Annotated in this window: 25 protein-coding genes and 1 tRNA gene; 6 read left to right on the top strand and 20 right to left on the bottom strand. The window is 64.3% G+C overall.

Translation table 11 applies throughout. The features are described from left to right. Nucleotides 1–25 precede the first annotated feature (25 nt). From QA600_RS12200 to QA600_RS12125, 16 genes are all read right to left on the bottom strand, one after another. Entirely contained in the window at nt 26–763 is a 738-nt protein-coding gene (locus tag QA600_RS12200; protein ID WP_278292219.1) for an NAD(P)-binding oxidoreductase, read from the bottom strand. Between the two features lie 64 nt (nt 764–827). Further along, the gene (locus tag QA600_RS12195) at nt 828–1634 is read right to left on the bottom strand and encodes a CBS domain-containing protein (protein WP_278292218.1); all 807 of its coding nucleotides are present in this window, start codon (nt 1632–1634) and stop codon (nt 828–830) included. Between the two features lie 43 nt (nt 1635–1677). Next, nucleotides 1678–3159 (bottom strand): DHH family phosphoesterase, encoded by a 1482-nt coding sequence (locus tag QA600_RS12190; protein ID WP_278292217.1) that lies wholly within the window; start codon nt 3157–3159, stop codon nt 1678–1680. Nucleotides 3160–3243: 84 nt separating this feature from the next. Continuing rightward, a complete protein-coding gene (locus QA600_RS12185) occupies nt 3244–4773 on the bottom strand; it encodes an NADH-quinone oxidoreductase subunit N (protein WP_278292216.1) in 1530 nt (509 codons plus the stop codon). After that, a complete protein-coding gene (locus QA600_RS12180) occupies nt 4773–6299 on the bottom strand; it encodes a NuoM family protein (protein ID WP_278292215.1) in 1527 nt (508 codons plus the stop codon). Before QA600_RS12180 ends, QA600_RS12185 begins: the two co-directional genes overlap by 1 nt. Then, complete coding sequence (gene nuoL / locus QA600_RS12175; RefSeq protein WP_278292214.1) at nt 6296–8332, bottom strand: NADH-quinone oxidoreductase subunit L; 2037 nt, start codon at nt 8330–8332, stop codon at nt 6296–6298. Before nuoL ends, QA600_RS12180 begins: the two co-directional genes overlap by 4 nt. Before the next feature lies 1 nt (nt 8333). Further along, the gene (nuoK, locus tag QA600_RS12170; protein WP_005553423.1) at nt 8334–8639 is read right to left on the bottom strand and encodes an NADH-quinone oxidoreductase subunit NuoK; all 306 of its coding nucleotides are present in this window, start codon (nt 8637–8639) and stop codon (nt 8334–8336) included. Next, complete coding sequence (locus tag QA600_RS12165; protein WP_278292213.1) at nt 8636–9064, bottom strand: hypothetical protein; 429 nt, start codon at nt 9062–9064, stop codon at nt 8636–8638. Before QA600_RS12165 ends, nuoK begins: the two co-directional genes overlap by 4 nt. Next, nucleotides 9061–9345, bottom strand: a complete 285-nt coding sequence (locus QA600_RS12160; protein ID WP_278292212.1) for an NADH-quinone oxidoreductase subunit J — start codon at nt 9343–9345, stop codon at nt 9061–9063. Before QA600_RS12160 ends, QA600_RS12165 begins: the two co-directional genes overlap by 4 nt. A gap of 40 nt (nt 9346–9385) precedes the next feature. Then, complete coding sequence (locus tag QA600_RS12155; RefSeq protein WP_278292211.1) at nt 9386–9847, bottom strand: NADH-quinone oxidoreductase subunit I; 462 nt, start codon at nt 9845–9847, stop codon at nt 9386–9388. Continuing rightward, a complete protein-coding gene (locus QA600_RS12150; protein WP_278292210.1) occupies nt 9844–10929 on the bottom strand; it encodes a complex I subunit 1 family protein in 1086 nt (361 codons plus the stop codon). Before QA600_RS12150 ends, QA600_RS12155 begins: the two co-directional genes overlap by 4 nt. After that, a complete protein-coding gene (locus tag QA600_RS12145) occupies nt 10926–12578 on the bottom strand; it encodes an NADH-quinone oxidoreductase subunit D (RefSeq protein ID WP_278292209.1) in 1653 nt (550 codons plus the stop codon). The genes QA600_RS12150 and QA600_RS12145 overlap by 4 nt, the downstream gene beginning before the upstream one ends. Beyond that, nucleotides 12575–13282, bottom strand: a complete 708-nt coding sequence (locus tag QA600_RS12140) for an NADH-quinone oxidoreductase subunit B (RefSeq protein WP_278292208.1) — start codon at nt 13280–13282, stop codon at nt 12575–12577. Before QA600_RS12140 ends, QA600_RS12145 begins: the two co-directional genes overlap by 4 nt. Continuing rightward, nucleotides 13282–13692 carry an NADH-quinone oxidoreductase subunit A gene (locus tag QA600_RS12135; protein ID WP_005553434.1) on the bottom strand — a complete coding sequence of 137 codons (411 nt, stop codon included), beginning with the start codon at nt 13690–13692 and terminating at the stop codon, nt 13282–13284. The genes QA600_RS12140 and QA600_RS12135 overlap by 1 nt, the downstream gene beginning before the upstream one ends. A gap of 238 nt (nt 13693–13930) precedes the next feature. Then, nucleotides 13931–14566 (bottom strand): AIR carboxylase family protein, encoded by a 636-nt coding sequence (locus tag QA600_RS12130; RefSeq protein ID WP_278292207.1) that lies wholly within the window; start codon nt 14564–14566, stop codon nt 13931–13933. A 152-nt stretch (nt 14567–14718) separates the two neighbouring features. Then, on the bottom strand, nt 14719–15912 hold the full coding sequence (locus tag QA600_RS12125; RefSeq protein ID WP_278292206.1) for a 5-(carboxyamino)imidazole ribonucleotide synthase: 1194 nt from the start codon (nt 15910–15912) through the stop codon (nt 14719–14721). Between the two features lie 213 nt (nt 15913–16125). Between QA600_RS12125 and ribH the strand changes: the two genes are divergently transcribed. The 4 genes from ribH to QA600_RS12105 all read left to right on the top strand — a co-directional run bounded on the left by ribH (nt 16126) and on the right by QA600_RS12105 (nt 18687). Beyond that, nucleotides 16126–16545 (top strand): 6,7-dimethyl-8-ribityllumazine synthase, encoded by a 420-nt coding sequence (ribH, locus tag QA600_RS12120; RefSeq protein ID WP_278292205.1) that lies wholly within the window; start codon nt 16126–16128, stop codon nt 16543–16545. Next, on the top strand, nt 16542–17690 hold the full coding sequence (locus QA600_RS12115; protein ID WP_278292204.1) for a pyridoxal phosphate-dependent aminotransferase: 1149 nt from the start codon (nt 16542–16544) through the stop codon (nt 17688–17690). The genes ribH and QA600_RS12115 overlap by 4 nt, the downstream gene beginning before the upstream one ends. An 87-nt stretch (nt 17691–17777) precedes the next feature. Next, on the top strand, nt 17778–18509 hold the full coding sequence (locus tag QA600_RS12110) for an HNH endonuclease signature motif containing protein (RefSeq protein WP_278292203.1): 732 nt from the start codon (nt 17778–17780) through the stop codon (nt 18507–18509). A 105-nt stretch (nt 18510–18614) separates the two neighbouring features. Beyond that, nucleotides 18615–18687, top strand: a tRNA-Gln gene (locus QA600_RS12105). A gap of 110 nt (nt 18688–18797) precedes the next feature. Here QA600_RS12105 and QA600_RS12100 read toward each other — a convergent pair. Both QA600_RS12100 and QA600_RS12095 read right to left on the bottom strand, forming a co-directional pair. Next, complete coding sequence (locus QA600_RS12100) at nt 18798–19556, bottom strand: hypothetical protein (RefSeq protein WP_278292202.1); 759 nt, start codon at nt 19554–19556, stop codon at nt 18798–18800. Between the two features lie 189 nt (nt 19557–19745). After that, complete coding sequence (locus QA600_RS12095) at nt 19746–19847, bottom strand: twin-arginine translocation signal domain-containing protein (RefSeq protein ID WP_278292201.1); 102 nt, start codon at nt 19845–19847, stop codon at nt 19746–19748. Between the two features lie 158 nt (nt 19848–20005). Between QA600_RS12095 and QA600_RS12090 the strand changes: the two genes are divergently transcribed. Beyond that, nucleotides 20006–20512, top strand: coding sequence for a GNAT family N-acetyltransferase (locus tag QA600_RS12090; RefSeq protein ID WP_278292200.1), 507 nt, complete (start codon nt 20006–20008; stop codon nt 20510–20512). 70 nt (nt 20513–20582) lie between these two features. On the opposite strand, the gene QA600_RS12085 is transcribed toward QA600_RS12090, so the two are convergent. After that, entirely contained in the window at nt 20583–20960 is a 378-nt protein-coding gene (locus tag QA600_RS12085) for a helix-turn-helix domain-containing protein (RefSeq protein WP_278292199.1), read from the bottom strand. Nucleotides 20961–21178: 218 nt separating this feature from the next. Next, entirely contained in the window at nt 21179–21307 is a 129-nt protein-coding gene (locus QA600_RS12080) for a hypothetical protein (protein WP_278292198.1), read from the bottom strand. Between the two features lie 904 nt (nt 21308–22211). Between QA600_RS12080 and QA600_RS12075 the strand changes: the two genes are divergently transcribed. Further along, complete coding sequence (locus QA600_RS12075; protein WP_278292197.1) at nt 22212–23495, top strand: orc1/cdc6 family replication initiation protein; 1284 nt, start codon at nt 22212–22214, stop codon at nt 23493–23495. Nucleotides 23496–23511 lie beyond the last annotated feature (16 nt).

Below are 23511 nucleotides of genomic sequence, written 5' to 3'. Positions count from 1 at the left end.
GTCCATTAAGGATTCCGGGTGGCTTCTACAGGCGCATCCGGTCCCGATCCGCCTCGACGCGATCGAACGCCCAGTCGACCTCGACGACGCGTTTCGGCGGGCCCGAGAGCCCGTTCCGGCTGGCGACCTCGAGGGTGCGGTTTCGCGCATCCGGAGTGAACGGCGCGGCGGCCATGACGCGGGCGACGTCGGCCCGTGAGATCGATCCCGCGACGGAGTCGCCTCCCTCGCCGACGACGATGTCGCCGCTGGGCGGCTCGTTCGTGAGTCGTCCGGGCCGGACGATCGTGTAGTCGATCCCCGACCGCCGGATCGCGGTCTCGGCGTCGGCCTTGGCCTTCAGCGAACCCCTAATGAGGATTCTTGCCAGCAGTGGGAGTCCCGCCTTCGAACTCCCGACGCCGATCGCGCTCTGGTGGACAAAGTGAGAAACTTCTTCGCTCACGGCGGCCGTCAGGAGGTTGCTGACGCCGGTCCGATCGACCAGTTTGCCGCCGACGGTGTGGCGATAACTGGGCGGTGTCCCGAGCGCACAGCAGACGACGTCACAGCCCTCGACGGCCGCGACCGCGTCGCCGGGTTCGAAGAAGTCCGCGACGATCACCTCGTCGGCGCCGAGGCGCTCGAGGTGATCGACGTTCGTGTACGACCGGGTCGTCGCGCGAACCGTGAGATCCGTCGGCCGGAGGACGGCGAGCAGTTCCGTCCCGGTGTCGCCGCTCGCCCCCGCGATGAGTACGCTCGCTGAACTGTCATCGGTCATCGAACCGCGTACTCGCCCGAGCGGGAAAACCCTGACCAGTGATCAACGGAGCGAAACGTTCGGACTATTCCTCGCCCTGGAGCCGTTCGGTCGTCTGAACCAGCGGATGGCGCGCGTAGTCGACGACCTCGATATCGCTAATTCGCTCGAGACCCTCCTTCTTCGCCGTGCGGGCCATCCCGAGGTCGATCGGATCGTCGATGACGATGATGTAGGCGTCCATCTCGTCGATCGAGAGGCGGTCGGCCGCGAGCACACGGTGGTGGCCGTCGGCCAGCAGCAGGGTGCCGGCGTTGTCGATGACGACGAGGGGCTCGGCCAGCCCGTTCTCGAGTTCGTACCGCCGACCCTCGAGTTCGTCGGCGTACACCCGGCCCTGGGTCGGCGTGAGCTCCTCGAGGGGGACCGTTCGGCGCTCCTGGCGCAGTTCGACGTTGTGGATCTGTTCTAACGTGTTGACCAGTTTGCCGACCTTCTGGGGGGTCGCCCGCTCGATCTGGCTGCGGATCACGTCGGCGTTCGAGATGATGCCGACGAGGTTGCCCGCGTCGTCGACGACGGGCAGCTTCTGGATCCCCGAGCGCAGGATCACCCGGGCGGCGTCGGTGACCTTCATCTCGGGGTGGGCGACCAGCAGGTCCGTCGTCATCACCTTGAAGATCGGGTCACCATCGTCGGCCAGCAACAGATCGCGGGCGCTGATAAATCCCTCCACGCGCCGGCGCTCGCAGACGGGAAAGCCGCTGTGGTTGTCGGTCTCGGCGATTCGGTTCGCGACCGCGCCGACGGTGGTGTCGGGCGAGACCGTCGCCACGTCGCGGGTCATGTAATCTTTGACCTGAGGTTTGGTCCGATCCGACGTTACGTCCATACCGTACCAACGCAACCCCGGTGCAAAAGCGCTGTCGTCGCCGCTACTCGGCCTCGGGCTCCTCGAGCGAGAACAGCACCTCGCTGGTCTGGGTGTAAGAGCCGACCGGCGTGCCGGGCTGGCTCTCGATCGCCTCGAAGAACCGATCCGTGATGACCTCCTCGACGACGCTGACGATCGAGTCGACCTGCTCGTCGTCGGCGGTGCCGAGGATGCCGATCTCGAGCTGGGCGCCCGCCATGTCGGCGTGGCCGCCGGCGCTGCCGATTCGGTCGAACGCGTCCCGCAGGGTCTCGCCGAGATCGACGTCGGTCGCCCGCGACCGCGCGGAGACGAACACCATCTCCGCTATGAAGCCGAAGACGAGCGACGTGTCGACGCCCTCCATCGTGAGCAGCCGATCGGCCGCCTGTGGGAGCGCGTCGCGGTCGCCGATTCGGCCCACGCTCGCGGCCGCGACCGAACCCCGCTGCTCCCGGTTTTTGATCGCGCGGGCGATCGTCTCCAGCGTCTCGCCCTCGAGGGACGGCTGTTCGATCTGTCGGAGCACGTCGGTGTCGACGTGTGGCCACAGCGTCGCCGCCGCCTCGAAGTCGGCCGCCGAGACCTCTCGGGTGAACTCGTCTGTATCGACGCGGATCCCGTACAGAAGCGCCGTCGCGACCGCCCGTTCGAGGGCCGGCTCGAACCGCTCTAAGTACTCGGTCAACACCGTACTCGTCGCGCCGGCGTGTTCCCGGAGGTCGACGTAGTCGCTCGGCACCGGGCCACGCGGCGGGTGATGATCGATGACGATGTCGACGTGGAGATCCTCCGGAAGCTGGTCGTTGACGCCCGGCCTGGAGTGATCGACCAGCGCGAAGGAGCCGTACTCCTCGAGAGAGGCGTTGGGCTCGAAGTTTCGCAGGTCCAGTTCGAGGACGTTGACCATCGCCCGATTCTCCTGGTGGGAGATCCGTCCGAAGTAACAGGGGTCTGCCGACAGGCCGACCGACTCGGCGATTTCGGCCAGCGCAACCGCGCTGGCGATCGCGTCGGGGTCGGGGTTGTCGTGCATTACGACCGCGAGCGGTCCCTCGAGTCCCTGGAGATGCCGCCGGAGCCGAATCCCGGCGTCGGCGGGCGAACTCGTCGTCTCCCTGAGGACGGCGTCGCCGATGGCCAGTTCGGGGTCGACGACCCGGTCCGCGAGTTCGTCGAACGCCGTCCGATCCTCCTCGGTCGGTTTCCCGCCGAGGTAGGCGACGATCGACGCGGCCGGGAACCGGTCTCGGGCACGCTCGAGTGCGAGCCGGTTGCGATCGGTGCGATCCCCGGCGACGAAGACGATGTCGGGCGTTTCGAGGCTCTCAAGGAGGACGGGATCGGCTGGGTCGGCGTCTCGAGCCGGGACGCTCTCGTCGCGTAGCGTCTCGACGGTCTGTTCGTCGTCGGTGACGACGAGTAGCCGGCCGTCGCACTCGGGCAGCCGTCCGATCGTCTGGCGACCGATGGTTCCACACCCGAGTACGAGCCGAAAAACCATACAGCGGTGCTTGCAACCCTGTCGGGTAAAAGCTACCGGCTCGGGTGAGATCGAACGGAGTCGAGAACGCCGACGCGGCCGAGGTTAGCTGATCGCGACGGTCGCCGCCTCGAGCGCGGCGTCGGCGATCGGGCCGAACACCGGCAACGCGACGACGGTCAGGACGGCGGCGAAGATGATCGCCGCGTACAGGCCCGTCGGCTGGGAGAGCGTGTCGCGCCCGGAGACCGGGTCCTCGATCCAGACGGCCTTCACCAGCCGCGCGTAGTAGTACAGCGAGATCGCGCTGTTAACTACGAGCGCCGCGGCGACGATCAACATCGCGCTGTTTGCCGTTGCCGCCTCGATCGCGCCGGTAAAGAGGAAGTACTTGCTCCAGAAGCCGCCCAGCGGCGGAATCCCCGCGAGGCTGAACATGAAGATCCCGAGCGCGAAACAGGCGACCGGCGCCTGGTTCGAGAGTCCGTTGTAGTCCTCGAACGTGCGGCCGACACCCCAGTACTCCGCGAGTGCGACGAACAGGAACGCACCCGTGTTCATGAAGCCGTAGACCAGCAGGTGCATCATCGCCGCGCCCATTACGATCTCGCCGCCGTCGGCCGAGAGCCCGGCGAGTCCGATGAGGGCGTAGCCGGCGTGGCCGATCGAGGAGTACGCGAGCATCCGCTTGACGTTGTCCTGGGTCGCCGCGGCGAAGTTACCCAGCGTCATCGTGACGATCGCGAGGATGATGAACGCGAGCGTCCAGTCGACGCCGATCACCGCGGTCGTCGGCTCGAGCGGGAACGCCGTCGTGAACACGCGAAAGGCGATCACGAAGCCCGCCGCCTTCGACGCCGAGGAGAGAAACGCCGCGACCGGTGCGGGCGTGCCCTCGTAGGCGTCTGGCGCCCAGAAGTGGAACGGCACGCTGGCGGTCTTGAACGCAAAGCCGCCGATCAACATCAGAATGCCGAGCCCGAGCAGGCCGCCGTACTCGCCGGCACCCTGGAGGTTATCCGCGATCGCCTCGAGCTGGAGGTGACCGGTCGCGCCGTATACGAGCGAGATCCCGTAGACGAAGATCGCCGACGAGAGCGCGCCGATCAGGAAGTACTTCAGCCCCCCCTCGACGCTGCCGCGGTTGTCCTTGAGGATCGAGACCAGCGCGTAGGATGGGAGACTCGCCAGCTCGAGGGCGATGAAGATCGTGACCAGGCTGTTCGCGGCGGCCATCGTGGCCATCCCGGTCGCCGCGAGCATCATCAGGGAGTAGTACTCCGCCTGGTAGGCGTGGTCGCCCATGTAGTCGTAGCTCGCCACGGCAACGAGTGCGGTGACGACCGAGACGACGGTCATGAAGAACAGCGCCATCTGGTCGACCACGAGCTGGCCGCCGAACAGCTCGACGACGCCGCGACCGCCAGCGGCGGTGGGCGTGCCGACGCCGGCGACCATGAACCAGACGGCGACGCCCAGCGCTGCGAGCGCGCCGACTGCGGTCGTGCCCGCGAGCAGCGATCGGTTCTTCGTGTGCGGGTTGATGCTGTCGATGACGAACAGCGCGAGTGCCGTCGCCACGAGGATCAACGCCGGGGCGAGTGCGGCCCAGTCGGGGAGCTCGAACACCGCCATCAGGCGTCACCTCCGTTCTCCAGGATCGGATCGACCGCGTCTGTAATCATGTCGAAGATCAGTTCGGGCGCGACGCCGAGGGCGATGATGATGCCGAGCAACACGAACATCGGCGCGACGTCGTGTAGTGGCGCGCGGCCCACGTCGTAGTCGGTTTCCAGGTGATACGGTCCGAAGACGGTCCGCTGGAGGGCAAACAGCAGGTAGCCAGCCACGATGACGATACCGAACATCGCCAGCGAGGTGAAGAGCTGCGAGTACGCCAGCAGTCCGGAGCCGAAGGCGCCGAAGAAGATGGCGAACTCGCCGAAGAAGCCGCTCATCAGCGGCAGTCCCATGTAGCCGAAGGCGCCGGCGACGAGGATGCCGACGGCGACGGGCATTCGATCGGCCATCCCGGACATGTCGGTGACCATCCGAGTGTGGGTCGCGTTGTAGATGACGCCGACGGCCATGAACATCAGTCCGGAGATCAGACCGTGACTGACCATCTGGAACGTCGCACCGCCGACGCCGAACTGGGTGTAGGCGACCAGACCGAGGATAACGTAGCCCATCGACGACACCGAGGAGTAGGCGACGATCCGCTTGAGGTCGGTCTGGGCCAGCGCGAGCATCGCGCCGTAGATGACGCTGATGACCGCGATCGCGGCGATCGGGATGGCGTAGGCCTCGACCTGCTCCGGGAACATCGTGAAGTTGAACCGCAGCAGGGCGTACGTCCCCATCTTCAGCAGGACGCCCGCCAGCAGCACCGACGCGGGGGTCGGCGCTTCGACGTGAGCGTCGGGCAGCCAGGTGTGGAACGGCACCACGGGAACCTTGACCGCGAACCCGAGGAACATCGCGACGAACACGACCGAGGCAAGCGCCGAGCCGCCGAGGCCGGCGAAGCCGTCAGGCCCGCCCTCGAGCATCGCCGTGGCGACCTCGGGCAGCGCGAAGCTGGTGACGTCGCCGAGGCCGAACACGAGCGTGATGAACGCACCGAACATCAGCAGCGAGGCGACGTTCGTGTAGACGAAGAACTTGATCGCCGCGTACTTCCGGCGCGGACCACCCCAGACGCCGATCAGCAGGTACATCGGGATCAACACGGCCTCCCAGAAGATGAACCAGACGAAGAAGTCAAGCGCCGTGAAGACGCCGATCAGGTTCGCCTCAATAAAGAGCACGAGCCCGTAGAACTGCGACTCGCGCTCGTCGATCGGCGTCCACGAGCTCATGATCGCGAGCGACGTCAGGACCGTCGTCAACACGACCAGCGGCAGGCTGATCCCGTCGAGGCCGACGAGCCACGAGATGGTGTAGTCGCCCAGCTGGATCCACTCGAACTGGGACTCGAAGGCGAGTTCGCCGTCGAGCAAGGCGTTTCCGCTGCCGTCGAACGCCGTAAACATCCACAGGCTGAGCGCCGCAGGGATCAGGCTGATCCCGAAGGCCAGCTTGCCGGCGATGCGATTCGGCGCGACGAACGTTACCAGCGCACCGACCAGTGTCACCGCGAGTAGCGCTTCGATCATCATAGGAACCACCCTCCAAGAACGCCGAGCACGATAACCAGGGCGATAAAGCCGGTTACGATCAGCGCCGCGTAGTTAGTTACGATCCCCGTCTGGATCCGTTTGATCCGATCGCTGCCGAACAGGCTCACCGACGAGACGCCGTTGACGGTGCCGTCGATGACGGTCTGGTCGAACCGGTCCGCGGCTCGAGCCAGCGGCAGGGTCAGCCCCTCCGCAAGCCAGACCTGATACTCGTCCTGGTAGTAGTTGGATTCGATCGTCTCGCGAACGCTCCCGAGACGCTCCTTGTGTGCGACCGGCTCCGGAACGTTGTACAGCTTCCAGGCCAGACCGGCGCCCGAGAAGGCAAGCAGCAGGGACAGCCCCGCTGCGATCAGCACGGTCGTCGACTCAGTTCCGATAAAGCCGGTGTCGTAGACGGCCGCGAGTGCGTCGGTGTAGGCGGCGTAGTTCGCCCCCTCGGCACCGCCGCTGAGCCACTCGTTTAAGAACTCGATCTCGAGTCCGGTCAGCTTCGCGACCGGGGCGAGATTCGCGACGCCCGCGATGACCGCGAGGACGCCGAGTGCGATCAGCGGGAACTTCACTGCCCAGCCGACCGGGTGGGGATCCTCGGCGACGTCCGAACGCGGCTTGCCGTGGAACGTCAGGAACACCATCCGGAACGTGTAGAAGCCGGTGAAGAAGACGGCGAGCAGTCCCATCGCGTACGCCGCCATGATCAGGGGCTCCTCGGTGCCGACGATCAGGGCGTCGTAGAGGATCTCGTCTTTCGACCAGAAGCCCGAGAACGGGATGATCCCGGCGAGCGCGAGCGCGCCCGCGAGGAACGTGTAGTAGGTGACGGGAGCCTTGTTCTTCAGACCGCCCATCTTCCACATGTCCTGTTCGTGGTGCATGAGGATGATGACGGCGCCGGCCCCGAGGAACAGCAGCGCCTTGAAGAAGGCGTGGTTCATCAGGTGGAAGACTCCGGCGACGTAGCCGCCGACTCCCAGCCCGAGCATCATGTATCCGTACTGGCTGATCGTCGAGTACGCCAGCACCTGTTTGATGTCGTCTTTGACGACGCCCATCGTTGCCGCGAACAGCGCAGTGAAGCCGCCGACGAAGGCGATGATCGCCAGCGCCGTCGGCGAGAGGGCGTAGTAGCCGAACATCCGGGCGATCAGGTAGACCCCGGCCGCGACCATCGTCGCCGCGTGAATCAGCGCGGAGACGGTGGTGGGACCCTCCATCGCATCGGGTAGCCAGGTGTGTAGCGGGAACTGGGCGGACTTACCGATGACGCCGCCGAGGACGAGCAGCCCGGTGATCGTCACCCAGGTCTCGGCGTCGAAGCCGAACAGCTGGCCGCCGTCGTCGATAGCCGCCTCGGCCGCGGCGACGAACGAGTCGTCGCCGGCGAACTGGAGCGTGCCGAACGTCGCGGCGATGGCGACGACCCCGATCAGGAAGAAGTAGTCACCGAATCGGGTGACAAGGAACGCCTTCTTCGCAGCCGAAGGTGCCGATCGGGTGCGGAACCAGAAACCGATCAACAGGAACGAGCACAGTCCAACCAGCTCGAAGAACATGAACGCCATCAGCAGGTTGTCTGCATAGACGAAGGCGAGCATGCTGAACGTAAACAGACCGAGCCCGGCGTAGTACCGTGGGAGTCCGGTCTCGCCCTCGGCGTTCATGTACTCGAGACTGAAGACGTGAACGAGGAAGGCGATCAGCGAGACGATCACGAGCATCAGCGCGGCGAGTGGGTCGATCAGGATACCGAACGTGAACTCGATCCCCTCGCCGACCTCGCCGGCGGCGTCGCCGGCCGCCCACGTGAACAGTGTCGTGTGATAGTACCCCTCCTCGCCGCCCACGACAGCCGCGACCATCGCGAGCGAGAGGGCCAGCGAGCCAGCCGTCGCAACGATGCCCGGAATCGCCCCCTTCTTCGGGAGCTTCGGCCCGAAGGCCAGAGCGATGACGAACGCCGCAAGCGGGAACAGCGCGATCGCCGGTGCGTAGTCGAATAACCCTTCCATCTTACCACCTCATCGTCGTCGGAACCGTGACGTCGACGTCACGGAAGTTGCGGTACAACACTAGGATGATCCCGAGTCCGATCGCGACCTCTGCGGCAGCGAGCGCCATCACGAACAGCGCGAACACCTGTCCCGTGAGGTTGCCGTGATACAGCGCGAACGCGATCAGGTTGATATTGGCCGCGTTGACCATGATCTCGACGGACATCAGGAACATCAGTGCGTTTCGGCGCGTCAGAATCCCGAAGAGACCGATCGAGAACAGCGCCATCGACAGCAACACGAAGTACTCGATGGGAACGTTCACCGCTGCTCACCTCCGCTCGAGCGGGAGGTGCCGTTCTCGGCGCCGCCATCGGTTGCCGCGGGCTGGGCACCTGCCGAGTCGCCGGTCGAGACGCTCGAGAGCGCCGCGATGGGTTCACCCTCGGTCTCGCGTTTCGCGAGCACGAGCGCGGCGTCCAGCGCGGCGTCGAGGACGACCGCGATTAGCAGGAACGAAATGAGGAACGGCTCGGTGTTGCCGATCGACCCCTCCGTCGACTGCAGCGCCGTGAAGTCGAACAGCGCGTAGCCGATCTCGGAGGTGACCGAGATCCCCTCGGGGAAGCCGACCATCTCGTCGGCGAAACCGGTGTTGAGCACGATCATCGCCATCACGCCGAACAGCGCAACGGCGAGGATACCGGGCAACAGCGATTCGCCGAGCCGGAGTTGCGGCCCGTTCGTCATGTCTGTACCACCTCGTCGGTCTCCGTCTCCGCGTCCGCGTCCTCGCGCTGGGTAAGCATCACGGCGAACGTGATAAGGATGAGCACCCCGCCCACGTAGACGAGGATCTGCATCATGGCGACGAACTCCGCCGCCAGCATCACGTAGTACACCGCGACGCTGACCAGCGTCACGCCGAGCATCAGTGCTGAGTGCCACGGGTCAGCAAGCAACACGACGCCGAGCGCGCTGGCGAGCGTGACGAACGCGAACAGCGCGAACGCGATCAGCTCATATGTCATTATTGTGAGTGTCTGCCCGTTCTCGGGACGGGCGGCCCGATTACTGATAATCGACCTCCCCGTCACCCTCACCGATCCACGCGCCCCGGTCGGGTTCGCGTGACTCGAGCGGGTCGATGTCCTTGTACCACGGGACGGCCTTCAGCTGTTCTTTGTTGTACACCAGATCGTGTTTGGTGTCGCCCGTGAACTCGAAGTTCTGGGTGAGCAGAATCGCGTCGACTGGACAGACTTCCTCGCAGAGCCGGCAGTAGATACACTGGCCGATGTGGAGGTTGTACTGTTCGCCGTTTCGCTGGTCGTCCATCACGATCTGGATGGTGTCGTTCGGACAGACGTTCTCGCACTGGCGACACCAGATACAGCGTTCCTGGCTGAACTTGTGGACGCCCCGAAAGCGCGGGGAGACGTCCGGTGCGGTCTCCGGATACTCGACGGTGAACGTCGAGCCATCCAGTGCGTGTTTCATCGTCGTTGCCATCGATTTGAGTATCCCAATCATTGGATGATCCCCACGATTATCGCGGTCAAGATGAGATTCGCAAACGAAAGGACGAGCAGTCCCTTCCAGCCGATTTCGATCAGCTGGTCGACTCGAACTCGCGGCACCGCCGACCGCATCCACTGGGTCAGCAGGAAGACGCCCCAGATTTTGATGATAAACCAGACGATCCCGAGCGCCTCGGGACCGGGTCCGGCGGGGCCGCCGAGGAAGATCGTCGCGATGATCGCCCCGCCGAGGAAGATATGGAGGAACTCGCCGAGGTAGATCAGGACGAAATACACCGAGGAGTACTCGGTCTGGTAGCCGGCGACGATCTCCGTCGGTGCCTCCGGCGTGTCGAACGGGTTGCGGCCGACCTCCGCGAAGTTCGCGAGCAGGAAGAGAACGAACGCGAACGGGTTGACGATCGCGAACCATGCCGGAATCGCGAACAGGCCGAAATCGACCAGCGGCTGGTTCTGGACCGCGACGATCTCGCTCATCTGCAGGCTGCCGGTGAAGATAACGACCGACATCCCGGTGACGACGAGCGGGATCTCGTAGGCGACGTTCTGTGCCACGGCACGGAGACCGCCGAGCATCGAGTACTTGTTCGCCGACGAGTAGCCGGCCATCACCAGGCCGAGACTCGCGATGCCGGCGACCGCAAAGACGAACACCAGGCCGACCTCAGGGTCGGCGAGATGAATTCCGCTGCCCATCGGAATAACCGCGAAGCCGAGCAGCGCCGAGGACGCGACGACGATCGGTGCGAGGTCGTAGGCCGGTCGGTCGGCGTTCTCGGGGATGATGTTCTCCTTCGAGAGCAGCCGAACGGAGTCGGCCACGATGATCAATAGCCCGGCGGGTCCCAGTCGGTTGACGGCGATCCGGTCCGTGAACGCGGCGGTGATCTTCCGTTTCGCCCACGGGCCGGCGACGCCGGTCATCGCCAGCATCAGGTTGCCGACGATGAACGCGGCGAGAAATGCCGCGAGCAGCTCTCCGGCGAGGCCGAACTGGTCGAGCCCGGTCAGGTCGCCGATCCGCTCGGGAAGCAAGACCGTATCACCGGCCTGGATGAGCGTCCCCTCGATCATCGATCCACCTCTCCGAGCACGATATCGAGGCTGCCCAGCGAGGCGATCAGATCGGGGATGAAGTCACCCTCGCTGATCTCTTCGAGCGACGAGAGATTGTGGAAACACGGACTGCGGATCTTGAATCGGGCGGGTTTGTCGGTCCCGTCCGACCGAATGTAGATACCGAGTTCACCCTTCGCACCCTCGACGGCCCGGTAGATTTCAGTGTCGGGGTCCGGTTTGAGCGTCCGGGGGACGTTCGCCTGGATCTCGCGGTCGTCCTCGGGCCAGTCCTCGAGCAGGTCGAGACACTGCTCGATGATCTTCGCGGACTCCTCGACTTCCTCCATCCGACAGAGGACACGAGCGTAGTTGTCACAGCCCTGGCGGGTAATGACGTCCCAGTCGAGGTTCTCGTAGTAGCCGTAGGGGTCGTCTCGCCGGAGGTCGTAGTCGATCCCCGACGCGCGGGCGACGGGCCCCGTACAGCCGTAGGACTTGGCGAGGTCGGGCTCGAGGACACCCGTATCGTTGCAGCGCACCTGGAAAATCTCGTTGCCCGTTACGAGGTCGTTGTACTCGGAGATCTTCGCCGGGAGTTCGTCGAGGAAGTCCCGGGCCTTCTCGATGAACTCGTCGCGGGGTTCGGGCAGGTCCCAGGCGACCCCGCCGAGTCGGAAGTAGTTGAACATCAGCCGCTGACCGGTCAGGTCCTCCAAGATGTCCTGGACGACCTCCCGGTCGCGGAACGAGTACTGGAAGACGGCGTTGAAGTCGCCGTAGACGTCCAGACAGAACGTGCCGAGCGCCAGGAAGTGCGAGGCGATCCGGCAGAGTTCCGCGCCCATCGTCCGGATGACCTGGGCGTACTCGGGGACCTCGATGTCGGCCAGATCCTCCGCGGCGCGAGCGTAAGCCCACTCGTTGAGTAGGCCAGCCGAGACGTAGTCCCATCGGTCCGGGTAGGGCATGATCTGGTGGCGGTAGGTTCCCTGCTGGCACATCTGTTCCTCACAGCGGTGGAGGTAGCCGATGTCGGGGTCGATGTCGACGACAGTCTCGCCGTCGAGCACCGTCTTGACGTGGAGTACGCCGTGGGTCGCCGGATGGTGGGGACCGATGTTGAGGAACATCGTGTCCGACTCCTCGTCGTGGTGATCGGGCTGGATCGGGTTGGCGTGCTCGGCGAGAGTGACGACCTGTGGCTGCTCCTGGTCGTAGTCCTTCGAGAGGGGATGACCCTGCCAGGTTTCGGGCAGGAGGATCCGGCGCGGGTCGGGGTGGCCCTCGTAGTCGATCCCCACCAGGTCGAACGCCTCCCGCTCGTGCCAGTCGGCGGTGCGGAAGACGGGTTCGGCCGACTGGCTGACCGGGTTATCGACCGACGTCGGAACGACGACCGACACCTCCTGGGTCGGGTCGGCATACTTCTTCATGTGGTAGATCGACTCGTAGCGGTCCTCGTACTGCTGGGCGGTCAGACAGGAGAGGTGGTCGAACCCCGCCTCGTCCCGGAGATCGAACAGGACGTCCTGAACGTCGTCCGGCCGGATGACAAAGCCCGGCGCGTTGAGGTGGTCGTCACGTCTGAGCGCGCGGTCGCCGATCAGCGCCTCGAGGTCGTTCTCGGTGACCTCCGGTGTCTGTGGTTCGAGTTCCGTGCTCATGGCGAATCAGCCCAGTTGTACCGCATGACGAGGTCCTCCTCGTCGATATCGTCCGCGAGTTTCTGTATGAGTTCGTCCTTCGGAAGGTCGCCGAACTGCTCGAGTTCGTACGGCTTGACCACGACGGGCGAGGTCTCGCCGTTGCGAATTCGTTCCTGAAGCTTGGCGACGCCGTAGATCAACGCCTCCGGTCGGGGCGGGCAGCCGGGAACGTGGATGTCGACGGGGATGATCTCCTCGGCACCCTTGACGACGTTGTACCCCTCCTGGAACGGACCTCCGGAGATCGTACACGATCCCATCCCGACGACGAACTTGGGTTCGGGCATCTGGTCGTAGACCCGCTTCATCCGCGGGCCGAACTTCGAGACGATCGTTCCGGGAACGATCATCACGTCGGCCTGTCGCGGCGAGGCTCGAGGGACGCCCGCACCGAAGCGGTCGAGGTCGTGTTTGATCGCGTACGTGTGAATCATCTCGATACTACAGCAGGCGATCCCGAACTGCAGCATGAACATCGAGTTCCCCCGAACCCAGTTCATGAACTGGTCGAACTTCGTGAGGATGAACGGCGACGCACCGAACGCCTCCCGAAGCTTCGAGTTGAATCGATCGTCGGGGCCGGCACCCATCCGCGCCTCTCGAGTGTCGGTCGACGGGGCGGTACTGTCGTAGATCTCTTGGCGTGGGTTGTCACTACTCATTATCGATCAGCTCCGGCCTCCACCTGCTCTGGCGTTCGCGCCCACTGAACGGCGCCGGTGCGCCACGCCCAGGCGAACCCGATCAGCAGGATGGCGACGAACGCCAGCATCGGACCGAGAGCGTGGACGAGGCCGTACTCCTCGGCCGCGAGCGCATCTTGATAGACAACCGCCCACGGAAACAACAGGACGGTTTCGATGTCGAAGACGAGAAACAGAAGCGCAACCATGTAGTACTGGATGTTGAATCGGATGCGCGTCCCGCCGGTCGGCACCTCGCCACTCTCGTAGGTGGCACGTTTGCTCGTTTCGGGGACGCTCGGCCGCAGGAGGTACGATACCGCCATCATCCCGAACGGTATCAGCAGTCCGACGAGCGCGAGCGCGCCGATAGCGATCCAGTCATTCATCTCGGTAACGTCCGAATCTTCTGACCCCACGCATATAAGGGTTGATTCTTGCTGTTTCGGCCGGTAGGAGCATCAGCATCCGTTTTCGTCGTTCGGGGTATCGGCCGAATGATCGGCAGCACAACTCCTGACCCGTTCATCGCCGAAAGAAGCCCCAATCTCTCACGTGGGACGGTCCCGAATCGATAGCCCCACTGGAGACTGAACCGACAAGCCGACCGGGGGCGCCGTCAGTCGGCTACTCGCTCGAGAAGCGCGCGGTGCCGTCGTCGTGCAGCCGCCGGGAGACCTCACCGACCTCCGCTCGCAGTCCTTCGTGATACTCGAGGAGTCGCTCTCGAACCGGCTCGTGCTGACGGGCGAGGATCTGGGCTGCCGACAGCGCAGCGTTGAACGACTTCCCGGCATCGACAGCGACCAGCGGCGCGCCCGTCGGCATCCCGATCACGCTGTCGACGGACTTCTCCTGGACGGGGACGCCGATCACCGGAAGCGGGTAGGCGATCGAGGCGGTCATGTTCGGCAGGTCCGCGGACTTCCCGCCCGCGCCGGCGATGAGCACCTCGAGCCCGCGGTCCTCGGCCGTCTCGGCGTAGGCGGTCATCAGCTCCGGCGTGCGGTGGGCGGAGGTGACGTACGTCTCGAAGGTAAACCGGGCCTCGGGCGGGTTCTCGTAGTCGGTCTGCTCCTCGAAGCCGAGCTCGTCGACGAGGGCGTCGTAGGCGCCGCGACGGGTGCCTCCGGTTGACATCACCTCGAGGTCGGAGTCGCTGCCCATCACGATACCCACGTCGGGGGTCTCGGCGTCGGGCAGGTCCAGTTCGGCTTCGCGGTGCAGACGGTCGATCAGTTCCGAAACCGAGTTGGCGGGCATGAGTCGAGACTACGATCCGTCGACAAAGAAACGGTACGGTTCGTCGGCGTCGGGTCAGAGAAGCATTCGCCGTGGACCCAAGATGGAACGCGCTCGTCGTGTCGAAACTTCGATATATTGTGCTGGCCCGTCCGTCACTTCCCGCTCGCTCGTCACTCCGCAGTGAACGTAACGGAACGCTCGAGTTCACGGGCGGTCTCGAGTAAATCCTCGGCCGTCTCGCCCTCACGATCAGTGATCGTGACGTGGCCCATCTTTCGCAGCGGCCGAGCCTGTCGCTTGCCGTACCAGTGGAGGTTCGCCGCGGGCGTCTCGAGGATCCGCTCGACGTCTCTGAGTTCGGCGTCTCGCGACTCCTTGACGTCGCCGAGCAGGTTCACCGAGACGGTCGGCGAGCGCAGGTCGGTCGCCGCCAGCGGCCAGCCCAGCACGGCTCGGGCGTGCTGTTCGAACTGCGAGCTCTGTGCGCCCTCGATGGTCCAGTGTCCCGAGTTGTGCGGGCGAGGGGCAATCTCGTTGAGCAGGACGGTGCCGTCGCTCGAGTCCTCCGAAGCGCTACGCGCCTCGCTCACTTCAAAGAGTTCGATCCCGTACACGCCACGCCCGTCCATCACCCCGAGGACGTCCTCGGCGACCTCGAGGGCTCGTTGTTCGACGGCCTCGCTCGAGCCGGCGGGAACGATCGTCTCCCGCAGGATCTCGTCCTCGTGGACGTTCTCGCCGATCGGGAAGGCTGCGGTCTCGCCGTCGCCTTTGACCGCGATCACCGAGATCTCGCGTTCGAAATCGACGAACGACTCGACCATCGCGGGGCCGGCGACCGACTCGAGTGCGTCTTCCGCGTCGGCTTTCGACTCGACGGGGACGTTCCCGCGACCGTCGTACCCGCCAGTCCGGGCCTTCAGCATGACGGGCGCGCCGTAGTCGTCGATCGCCTCGCGGACGTCGTCGGGACCCTCGACCGCCCGGAACGGCGGGACGGGGACGCCCGCGTCCTCAAGGGCCCGTTTCTGGACGAGCTTGTCGTGGATCGTCTCGAGGGTCGCGGGATCGGGGTGGACGGGGGTTCCCGACTCCTCGCTGACCCGCTCGAGGACATCCTGGTCGGCCAGTTCGATCTCGAAGGTGAGGACGTCGGCCCGGGCGGCGAGCTCCCGAATACCTGCCTCGTCGTCGAACTCGGCGACGATCTGATCGCGCGCGACGGGTGCGGCCGGACAGTCCGGCGTCGGATCGAGCACGACGACCTCGACGCCGAGCGGTGCGGCCGCCTCGGCGAGCATTCGTCCGAGCTGTCCGCCACCGACCACGCCGAGGGTCGGCCCCGGCGTCCGTAGCGTCGTCATCGGCTGTGAGTTGGACGGGCCGTCGCTTAAGTATTCTCAATGCTGCCGATTTCTTCGGCTGAGAACGGCCGCGGTCGGCACGTTCGTGAGTACTTCGGCGAACGACGACCGACTGTCCGCTTCAGTTCGCGGCGATGGCTCGTCCTCGGCCAAAGAGCCGCGCCGTCCGCCGAGAACGGTACCTCTTTGAACTCCCCACCCGACCGCTCGAGTATGACCACGCTCGGACTGGTGGTCGCGGAGTTCAACCGAGAGATCACCGAGCAGATGGAGACCGTCGCCAGCGAGGCCGCCGCCGACGCCGGCGCCGAGGTGTACGAGACGGTTCGTGTCCCGGGGGTCTACGACGCCCCGCTCGCGGCCGACCGACTCGCTCGCCTCGAGGACGTCGACGCCGTCGCCGTGATCGGCACGGTCATCACCGGCGACACGGACCACGACCAGGTGATCACCGACGCGGCCGCACAGCGACTCTCCGACGTCAGTCTCGAGCGTGACACACCCGTGACGCTCGGCGTCACCGGCCCCGGCATGTCAGCCGCGGAAGCCCGGGAACGCGTCGACAACGCGGCGAAGGCCGTCGACGGCGCGCTCGACCTCGTCGCCGAGCTACCCGACCCAGATCAACGATGACCATGGAATTCACCGACCGCCTGACCCGAGTCGAACCGTCCGCAACGCTCGCCATCTCCGCACTCGCGACCGAACTCGAGAACGACGGCGAAGACGTCGTCGACCTCTCGGTCGGCGAACCCGACTTCCCCACGCCGGAGAACGTCGTCGAGGCCGGCAAGGATGCGATGGACGCCGGCCACACCGGCTACACGACCTCGGCGGGGATTCTCGAGCTGCGCGAGGCGATCTCCGAGAAGCTCGCCGAGGACGGCCTCGAGCACGGCACCGACGAGATCATCGTCACGCCCGGGGCGAAGCAGGCCCTCTACGAGATCGTCCAGGCGCTGATCGCCGAGGGCGACGAGGTCGTGCTGCTCGATCCCGCCTGGGTCTCCTACGAGGCGATGGTCAAGATGGCCGGCGGCTCGCTCTCGCGGGTCGACCTCTCCGAACACGAGTTCCAGCTCGAGCCCGGCCTCGAGGACCTCGAGGCCGCGGTGTCGGACGACACCGAACTGCTGATCGTCAACTCGCCGTCGAACCCCACGGGCGCCGTCTACTCCGACGAGGCGCTCGAGGGCGTCCGCGACCTCGCCGTCGAGCACGACGTGACGGTGATCTCGGACGAGATCTACAAGGAGATCACCTACGGCGTCGAGCCCACGAGCCTGGGAACGCTCGAGGGGATGGAAGAGCGCACCGTCACGGTCAACGGCTTCTCGAAGGCCTACTCGATGACCGGCTGGCGGCTCGGGTACTTCGCCGGCCCCGAGGAACTGATCGACCAGGCCGGCAAACTGCACAGCCACTCCGTCTCCTCGGCGGTAAACTTCGTCCAGCACGCCGGCGTCGAAGCACTCGAGAACACCGACGAGGCCGTCGACGACATGGTCGCCGCCTTCGCCGAGCGACGGGACCTGGTGGTGGACCTGCTCGAGGGCCACGGCGTCGACGTCGCCGTTCCGAAGGGGGCGTTCTACATGATGCTGCCCGTCTCGGAGGACGACCAGGCGTGGTGCGAGGGCGCACTCGAGGACGCCCACGTCGCCACGGTCCCCGGCAGCGCGTTCGGTACGCCGGGGTACGCCCGGATCTCCTACGCCGCGAGCGAGGAGCGCCTGCAGGAAGGTATCGAGCGGCTGGCCGACGAAGGCTACCTGTAACGCCGTCACCGATCCCGATTTTCGCGGGTCCCAGTCGATTTTGTCCGTTGACCTAGCTTTACGTACGATAGCGAGGTCAACGACGGTATGGACTGTCCAACGTGTGACAAGTCCCTCCAGTCGGAGCGAGGAATGCGACAGCACCACACGAAAGTACACGGGGAGCCGCTACTAAACCGAACCTGTAAGGGCTGTGAAACGGAGTTCTACGACCCGAAGGCTCGCCGGAAGTTCTGCGACAACTGTAATCCGAACGCGGGGGAACACAACGGAAACTGGACAGGAAAGCGGGAAGAAACGACTTGCAAACGGTGTGACGAGACGTTCGAGTTCTATCCGTCGGACAAGAAAGGAGTGTACTGTCCGGAATGTGTGGAAGCATCGTCCGAGTTTCTCGGAGAACCGTACTACGAAGTGCACGAGATCGAGCGGACCAAGAAAGTCTGTGAGTTTTGCGGTAGAATAATAGACGTCCTTCAGTCTCGAGCCGATAGATATCCTGTGAGGTTCTGCAGTCACAACTGTCTATCCCTCTCGCTCATGATGCGGGATGCTTCGGACCAGAACGTCTACAACGGGAACTGGCGAGAAGTAAGACGACGAGCGTTGGATCGAGACGACCACCGCTGTAAAAACTGTGGAGCTACCGAGGAAGAACTCGGACAGGAACCGGATGTACATCATATCGTTCCCGTTCGCGAGTTCAGTGATCCACAGATCGCCCACTCGATAGATAACCTCGTCTGTCTGTGCCGAAGCTGCCACCGGCTAGCCGAAATCGGGGCGATCGACATCTCGACGGGAAACAGCAACTCATAAACCGTTACGCGGATAAGCCGCATCTGCGCGTAACACGAGGAGTCCCGTGGTGGTGAGCAGTTCCCTTGGAACTGCGATCCTTACGGGGCTTCGACCGGAGTGAGAAGTCCCGTGGTGTAGTGGCCAATCATATGGGCCTTTGGAGCCCATGACGGCGGTTCGAATCCGCCCGGGACTATATTTCAGATATTTTCTCGTGAAACAAACCCGCTCAACCGAGAGCAGTAGTGCGTAGATACCTTTTAGCGGAAGCAATCCCAAGCCACCCGACCCCAACTCCCGAACAGCCTACGACGGCAGTTCCTCGAACGTCGCCGACGCGTGGACGCGATTCCCCTCGAGGCTGATCTCGTGGGGCACGTCCTCGTCGACGAGGTGGTCCCGAACCATGCTCTCGGCGGGGACCGAATCCTCGGGATAGCGCCCCGAGAATCGGGCTTCCGTCTCGAGGAGGTCGCCGTCCTCGGTATCGACCACGAGAGTAGTGACGAACTCATCGACGTCGCTGAGGACGGGATTGCCGCCCACATCCAGGTCGACTCGCGGCTCGTCGCCGGCGCCGAGCTCCTCTGCCGGCTCGAGCGCGTCGTCGAAGCTCTCGACGTTCCAGACGCCGAACGCCATCGCGGCGTCGCCCGTCGTCTCGAAGAGCCAGCGACCGTCGTCGGTGTCGACGGTTCGGTCGACCTCGTCGAGGCGACGCTCGAGCGCGTCCTCGACGACGGCTTCGGGTCGGTACCCGTCGTCGTCGCCGGGCTGGATCGCGACGACTACCGCGTCCTCCGAGACGGCGTAGGCCAGCTCCTCGGGGGCGACGTAGACGGTGTACCCGTTCCGTTCGTCCGCCTGTTCGAACTCCTCGGAGTACTGCGCGACGAAGAGTTCGGGGTCGTACGTTCCATGGAACACGAGCACGTTCTCGGTCCAGGTCACCGAGTCGGTCGCGATCCCGTCGACCTCCTGGCCGTCCTCGGGGAGGAGATCGTTGGAGAAGGGGTAGAACGCGATCCCGGACACCGCGAACGGAGCGACCAGACCGCCGTACACCGGAAGGCCGAGGATCGGAGCCTCCTCGAGGAACGCCTCGGTTTCGTCGTCAGTTCTCGGAACGTCGGCCTCCCGCTCGACGTCCTCGAGGGCCGTCCAGTCGAGGTGGGCGAAAAACGTTCCCGTCTCCGTTCCTCGGCTCGCCTCGGGGACCCACCCGGCGTAGCCGGGAACGTCGCGGGAGGGGAACTAGCCGTCGTCACCGTCGAGGTCGCCGGTGCCGGAACACCCGGCGATCGTCGCGACGCCCGTCGCGGCGAGAGTCGTCGAGAGAAACTGACGGCGTTTCATACGGTGGCGCTTCGGCCCGAACGGGGAAAACCGTGACGCGCTCGTCCCGTAGAGACGTACGGTACCGAGTCTCTCGACCGAAACGACGGATGCTCGCTCGCTCCCAGCCGCTGGGAACCCGGGACAGGCTTAGGAACGTCCACTACCGAGTACAGCACATGACCCTCCCGCCCGACCAGCGATCGCGGTTCCCGCGTCCGCCGACGACGGCCGACGATCACGAGGGCCGGACGATAACGGTCGTCGAGTACGACGGCGGCACCGAACCCCTCGTCGAGATGTACGGCCACTTCGACGAGGAGTCGCGGTCACAGGGGCTCCCGCCCAGGTCGGACGATCGAACCCGCGAGTGGCTCGAGGGGCTGCTCGAGGACGGGTACAACACCGTCGCCTACCACGGCGACGACGCGGTGGGCCACGCAGTGTTGGTCCCCTCCGGCGAGCTGTTCGAGCTCGCGATCTTCGTCCGACCGGAGTACCAGGCGGCGGGAATCGGCACGCAGCTCATCCGCGGGCTGCTGGGCCAGGGACAGGAGCACGGCGTCGAGCACGTCTGGCTCACCGTCTCCCGCTCGAACCGGATCGCGATGAATCTCTACTGGTCGGCCGGATTCGAGACGACGGCGAGCGGGCGCGGAGAACACGAGATGGAGCTCTTCCTGTAGACCGGTCGAATCAGAGCACGTTGCGTGGCGATCGCTCGAGCATCGGCGGGAGCTCGCAGAAGTGTCGATCTTAGTCCGAGAGCGCACTCGAGCCCTGCCCCGGGTCGTCGATCGAAATCTCGTCGGTGCCGGTCACGGAGACCGTTATCTCATCGAAACACTGATAGTACTCGCTGGCGTGTTTGCCGCCCATCTGGATGCGGATCCGCTCCTCGAGCAGTCCTGCATCGGTCAGTAGCTCGAGTTTGCGGTACACCGTCGAGGAGGGGATCTCGCACCGTTCGGCGACCTCGGAGGCGGTCAGCGCCTCGTCGGTCGTCGCCTCGAGGATCGTTCGGCAGTCGCCGTCCTCGAGGGCCGTGAGGACGGAGTCGACGTCGACGTCGTCTTCGGTCGAGAGAGGCGATTCGGAGTCGGCGGGGTCGCGGTCGTAGTTCGTCGCGGACATCGTCGTTCTACTCCCTTCTCTCCGTGGGATCCGTACCAACTACTGCCCAAAATATACGGGCCCATTTATTAGGGGGTGGTTATGTGGGACAGGGTTGGAGGTGCAGCGAAACACAAGTCCGCTCGAGATCGGATCGGGCAGCGCCGAATCGGGTCGGAAAGGGACGACTCCGATCGGACGCGGGATCGAACGGGATACGGCCGAAATCGAACGGGAGCTCAGTAGGGACCTTTGCGGTTGCCCATCAGCATCTCGGCGGTCGGTCCCGAGGACGTCGCGCTGCAGGTTCCACAGCGGAAGTCACCCTCACCGTCGTTGAACGATCGGTGTGGCGTCGCTGTCGCCATCCCCGTCCCCCGGTCCCCTCGTTCAGAGTGTAACGGCTCGAGCGGGAAGCTCGGGGAAGCGGCGATAGCTGACTGCAGGTTTTCACTCTGAATGGGGTGTGTGCCCACCCCCACCCCTCGTTCAGAGTGAAAAGGGCTTCGAAGGTGTCCCACTGCCTGTAGGGCACGAGGGTGGGAAAGATACTCAGCGAGAAACCGGCGTATCGTTCGGAATCACCACAGCTGGGTTGTCTCGCGACAATTTTACACAGTCCCTAGATCAGAGCGGAAAAGGGGAGCAAACGCTGCTGTGTAGATACGGTATACTGCCAGCATCCTTGTTCTGGACCGATGTAGGTGTCGATTCGTGTAGCACGCTGTCTTGGAGTATGTTATCTTTGACCTAGTTAGCAACTAGCATATCGTGGTGGACTGTCTCTCTGAATGTCTATGCCTGGACACTAGATAGATATCTAGAAAGACACAGTAACTAACTAGAGGTGTTCTAGACATTGCCATTTCCCAGCAATAATAACCTATAACACAAAATATAATACTAACTAGTAGACCTTGGCTACAGGGAACGCTAGACACACTCACGCTACGTTCGAGATGGGTGTATGGTGAATGAACTATCACGTCCTCACAGCAGTTACTGTCTCAATCCCGTGGTTACCCACTGCCGTTTCTCATCACCCCACCCCCACCCTCTCTCGAGCCGTTACACTCTGAACGAGGGGTGGGGGTGGGGTCGAACAGAGGCCGAAAACATCGGTGGAGTCTCCCTGCAGTTCAGTCTGCATGCGGCCTCCGGCCCGCTCGCGCCGATTCTCTCGAAATACATCGGTTCAACGCCGCTCGAGATACCTTATCAGTCTGAGCTACCTTCCATAGTTTTATTATACAACTCTCCAAGGACAGCAACATGACCGAACAGGCCGGTGGGGATCCCCTCTTCCAGTCGCAGGATCCGATCTTCAATCGGAAGGAACTCCTGCACGTCGGCCACGTCCCCGAGGAGGACCGGATCGTCGGCCGGGACGACGAGATCCAGTCCGTCGCCGCCGAAGTCGGGGCGATCACGCGGGGCGATCCACCGAACAACGTGATGATCTACGGCAAGACCGGGACCGGGAAGAGTCTCATCTCCCGCCACGTCGCGACACGGGCCCGGGATGCCGCCGATGACAACGAGATCGGCTGTGGCGTGCTCTACGTCGACTGTTCCGAAGCCAACACCGAAACGCGGGCGACCCGCCAGCTCGCGCTTAGCCTCGCCGACCAGACCGGCTACGACCAGCATATTCCGGTCCGTGGCGTCGGTACAATGGAGTACTACCAGCACATCTGGTCGATCCTCGAGGACTGTTTCGACTCGGTGATCGTGATCCTCGACGAGATCGACAAGCTCGACAACAGTAACATCCTGATGCAGCTCTCGCGGGCCCGCGAGGCCCGAAAGACCGACGCCTACATCGGTGTCATCGGCATCTCGAACAAGGTCCAGTACCGCGAGACCCTCGATGAACGGATCGACAGCAGCTTCGGCCACCGGGAGCTGTTCTTTCACCCCTACGACGCCGCACAGCTCCGGGAGATTATGCGAAATCGGCAGGACGCCTTCCAACCCGGCGTGCTCGAGGACGGCACGATCGAGCTCTGTGCCGCCCTCGCGGCGAAGAAACACGGCGACGCGCGCAAGGCAATCGAGATCCTCAAGGAAGCCGGCGAGCTCGCGCGCCGCACGGCCTCCGAGAGCGTCTCCGAGCGCCACATCAAGCAGGCTCAGGAGGTCGCCGAGATCAACCGGATCGAGGAGCTCACCAGCGGGGCGACCGCCCACGCGAAGCTGGCGCTGTACGCGCTGGCGAGCTGTATCGTCACCGGCGACCGCGAGACCTACAAGACCCGCGAGATCTACGAGCGCTACGCCGACATCTGCGAGCTGGTCGCGACGGACCCGATCACCGAGAACGGGCTCTACCGCCAGCTCAAGGAACAGGCCTTTTTAGGCGTCATCGAGTCCGAGAAGACCGGCGGGGGACGTTCCCAGGGAAGCTACCTCCTCCACCGGCTCGTCACGGATCCGAAACACATCGTCAAGGCCGTCCGCCGCGACGACTCGCTCGAGGAGCTACCGCCCTACGACAAACTCGCCGACAGTACCGACTCGACACGCGGGCGCGTCGACCTGTCCTCGTTCTCGTAGCTTTCCGTTCCAGTCG

The sequence above is a fragment of the Natronococcus sp. A-GB1 genome (assembly GCF_029688845.1).
GTDB lineage: Archaea > Halobacteriota > Halobacteria > Halobacteriales > Natrialbaceae > Natronococcus.
This window is presented reverse-complemented; position numbering and strand designations above follow the sequence as displayed.

Excerpts from the sequence above, each read along its gene's own strand:
- QA600_RS12200 (WP_278292219.1), bottom strand. The coding sequence starts at position 763 with ATGACCGATGACAGTTCAGCGAGCGTACTCATCGCGGGGGCGAGCGGC.
- QA600_RS12195 (WP_278292218.1), bottom strand. The coding sequence starts at position 1,634 with ATGGACGTAACGTCGGATCGGACCAAACCTCAGGTCAAAGATTACATG.
- QA600_RS12190 (WP_278292217.1), bottom strand. The coding sequence starts at position 3,159 with ATGGTTTTTCGGCTCGTACTCGGGTGTGGAACCATCGGTCGCCAGACG.
- QA600_RS12185 (WP_278292216.1), bottom strand. The coding sequence starts at position 4,773 with ATGGCGGTGTTCGAGCTCCCCGACTGGGCCGCACTCGCCCCGGCGTTG.
- QA600_RS12180 (WP_278292215.1), bottom strand. The coding sequence starts at position 6,299 with ATGATGATCGAAGCGCTACTCGCGGTGACACTGGTCGGTGCGCTGGTA.
- nuoL (WP_278292214.1), bottom strand. The coding sequence starts at position 8,332 with ATGGAAGGGTTATTCGACTACGCACCGGCGATCGCGCTGTTCCCGCTT.
- QA600_RS12165 (WP_278292213.1), bottom strand. The coding sequence starts at position 9,064 with ATGACGAACGGGCCGCAACTCCGGCTCGGCGAATCGCTGTTGCCCGGT.
- QA600_RS12160 (WP_278292212.1), bottom strand. The coding sequence starts at position 9,345 with ATGACATATGAGCTGATCGCGTTCGCGCTGTTCGCGTTCGTCACGCTC.
- QA600_RS12155 (WP_278292211.1), bottom strand. The coding sequence starts at position 9,847 with ATGATTGGGATACTCAAATCGATGGCAACGACGATGAAACACGCACTG.
- QA600_RS12150 (WP_278292210.1), bottom strand. The coding sequence starts at position 10,929 with ATGATCGAGGGGACGCTCATCCAGGCCGGTGATACGGTCTTGCTTCCC.
- QA600_RS12145 (WP_278292209.1), bottom strand. The coding sequence starts at position 12,578 with ATGAGCACGGAACTCGAACCACAGACACCGGAGGTCACCGAGAACGAC.
- QA600_RS12140 (WP_278292208.1), bottom strand. The coding sequence starts at position 13,282 with ATGAGTAGTGACAACCCACGCCAAGAGATCTACGACAGTACCGCCCCG.
- QA600_RS12135 (WP_005553434.1), bottom strand. The coding sequence starts at position 13,692 with ATGAATGACTGGATCGCTATCGGCGCGCTCGCGCTCGTCGGACTGCTG.
- QA600_RS12130 (WP_278292207.1), bottom strand. The coding sequence starts at position 14,566 with ATGCCCGCCAACTCGGTTTCGGAACTGATCGACCGTCTGCACCGCGAA.
- QA600_RS12125 (WP_278292206.1), bottom strand. The coding sequence starts at position 15,912 with ATGACGACGCTACGGACGCCGGGGCCGACCCTCGGCGTGGTCGGTGGC.
- ribH (WP_278292205.1), top strand. The coding sequence starts at position 16,126 with ATGACCACGCTCGGACTGGTGGTCGCGGAGTTCAACCGAGAGATCACC.
- QA600_RS12115 (WP_278292204.1), top strand. The coding sequence starts at position 16,542 with ATGACCATGGAATTCACCGACCGCCTGACCCGAGTCGAACCGTCCGCA.
- QA600_RS12110 (WP_278292203.1), top strand. The coding sequence starts at position 17,778 with ATGGACTGTCCAACGTGTGACAAGTCCCTCCAGTCGGAGCGAGGAATG.
- QA600_RS12095 (WP_278292201.1), bottom strand. The coding sequence starts at position 19,847 with ATGAAACGCCGTCAGTTTCTCTCGACGACTCTCGCCGCGACGGGCGTC.
- QA600_RS12090 (WP_278292200.1), top strand. The coding sequence starts at position 20,006 with ATGACCCTCCCGCCCGACCAGCGATCGCGGTTCCCGCGTCCGCCGACG.
- QA600_RS12085 (WP_278292199.1), bottom strand. The coding sequence starts at position 20,960 with ATGTCCGCGACGAACTACGACCGCGACCCCGCCGACTCCGAATCGCCT.
- QA600_RS12080 (WP_278292198.1), bottom strand. The coding sequence starts at position 21,307 with ATGGCGACAGCGACGCCACACCGATCGTTCAACGACGGTGAGGGTGAC.
- QA600_RS12075 (WP_278292197.1), top strand. The coding sequence starts at position 22,212 with ATGACCGAACAGGCCGGTGGGGATCCCCTCTTCCAGTCGCAGGATCCG.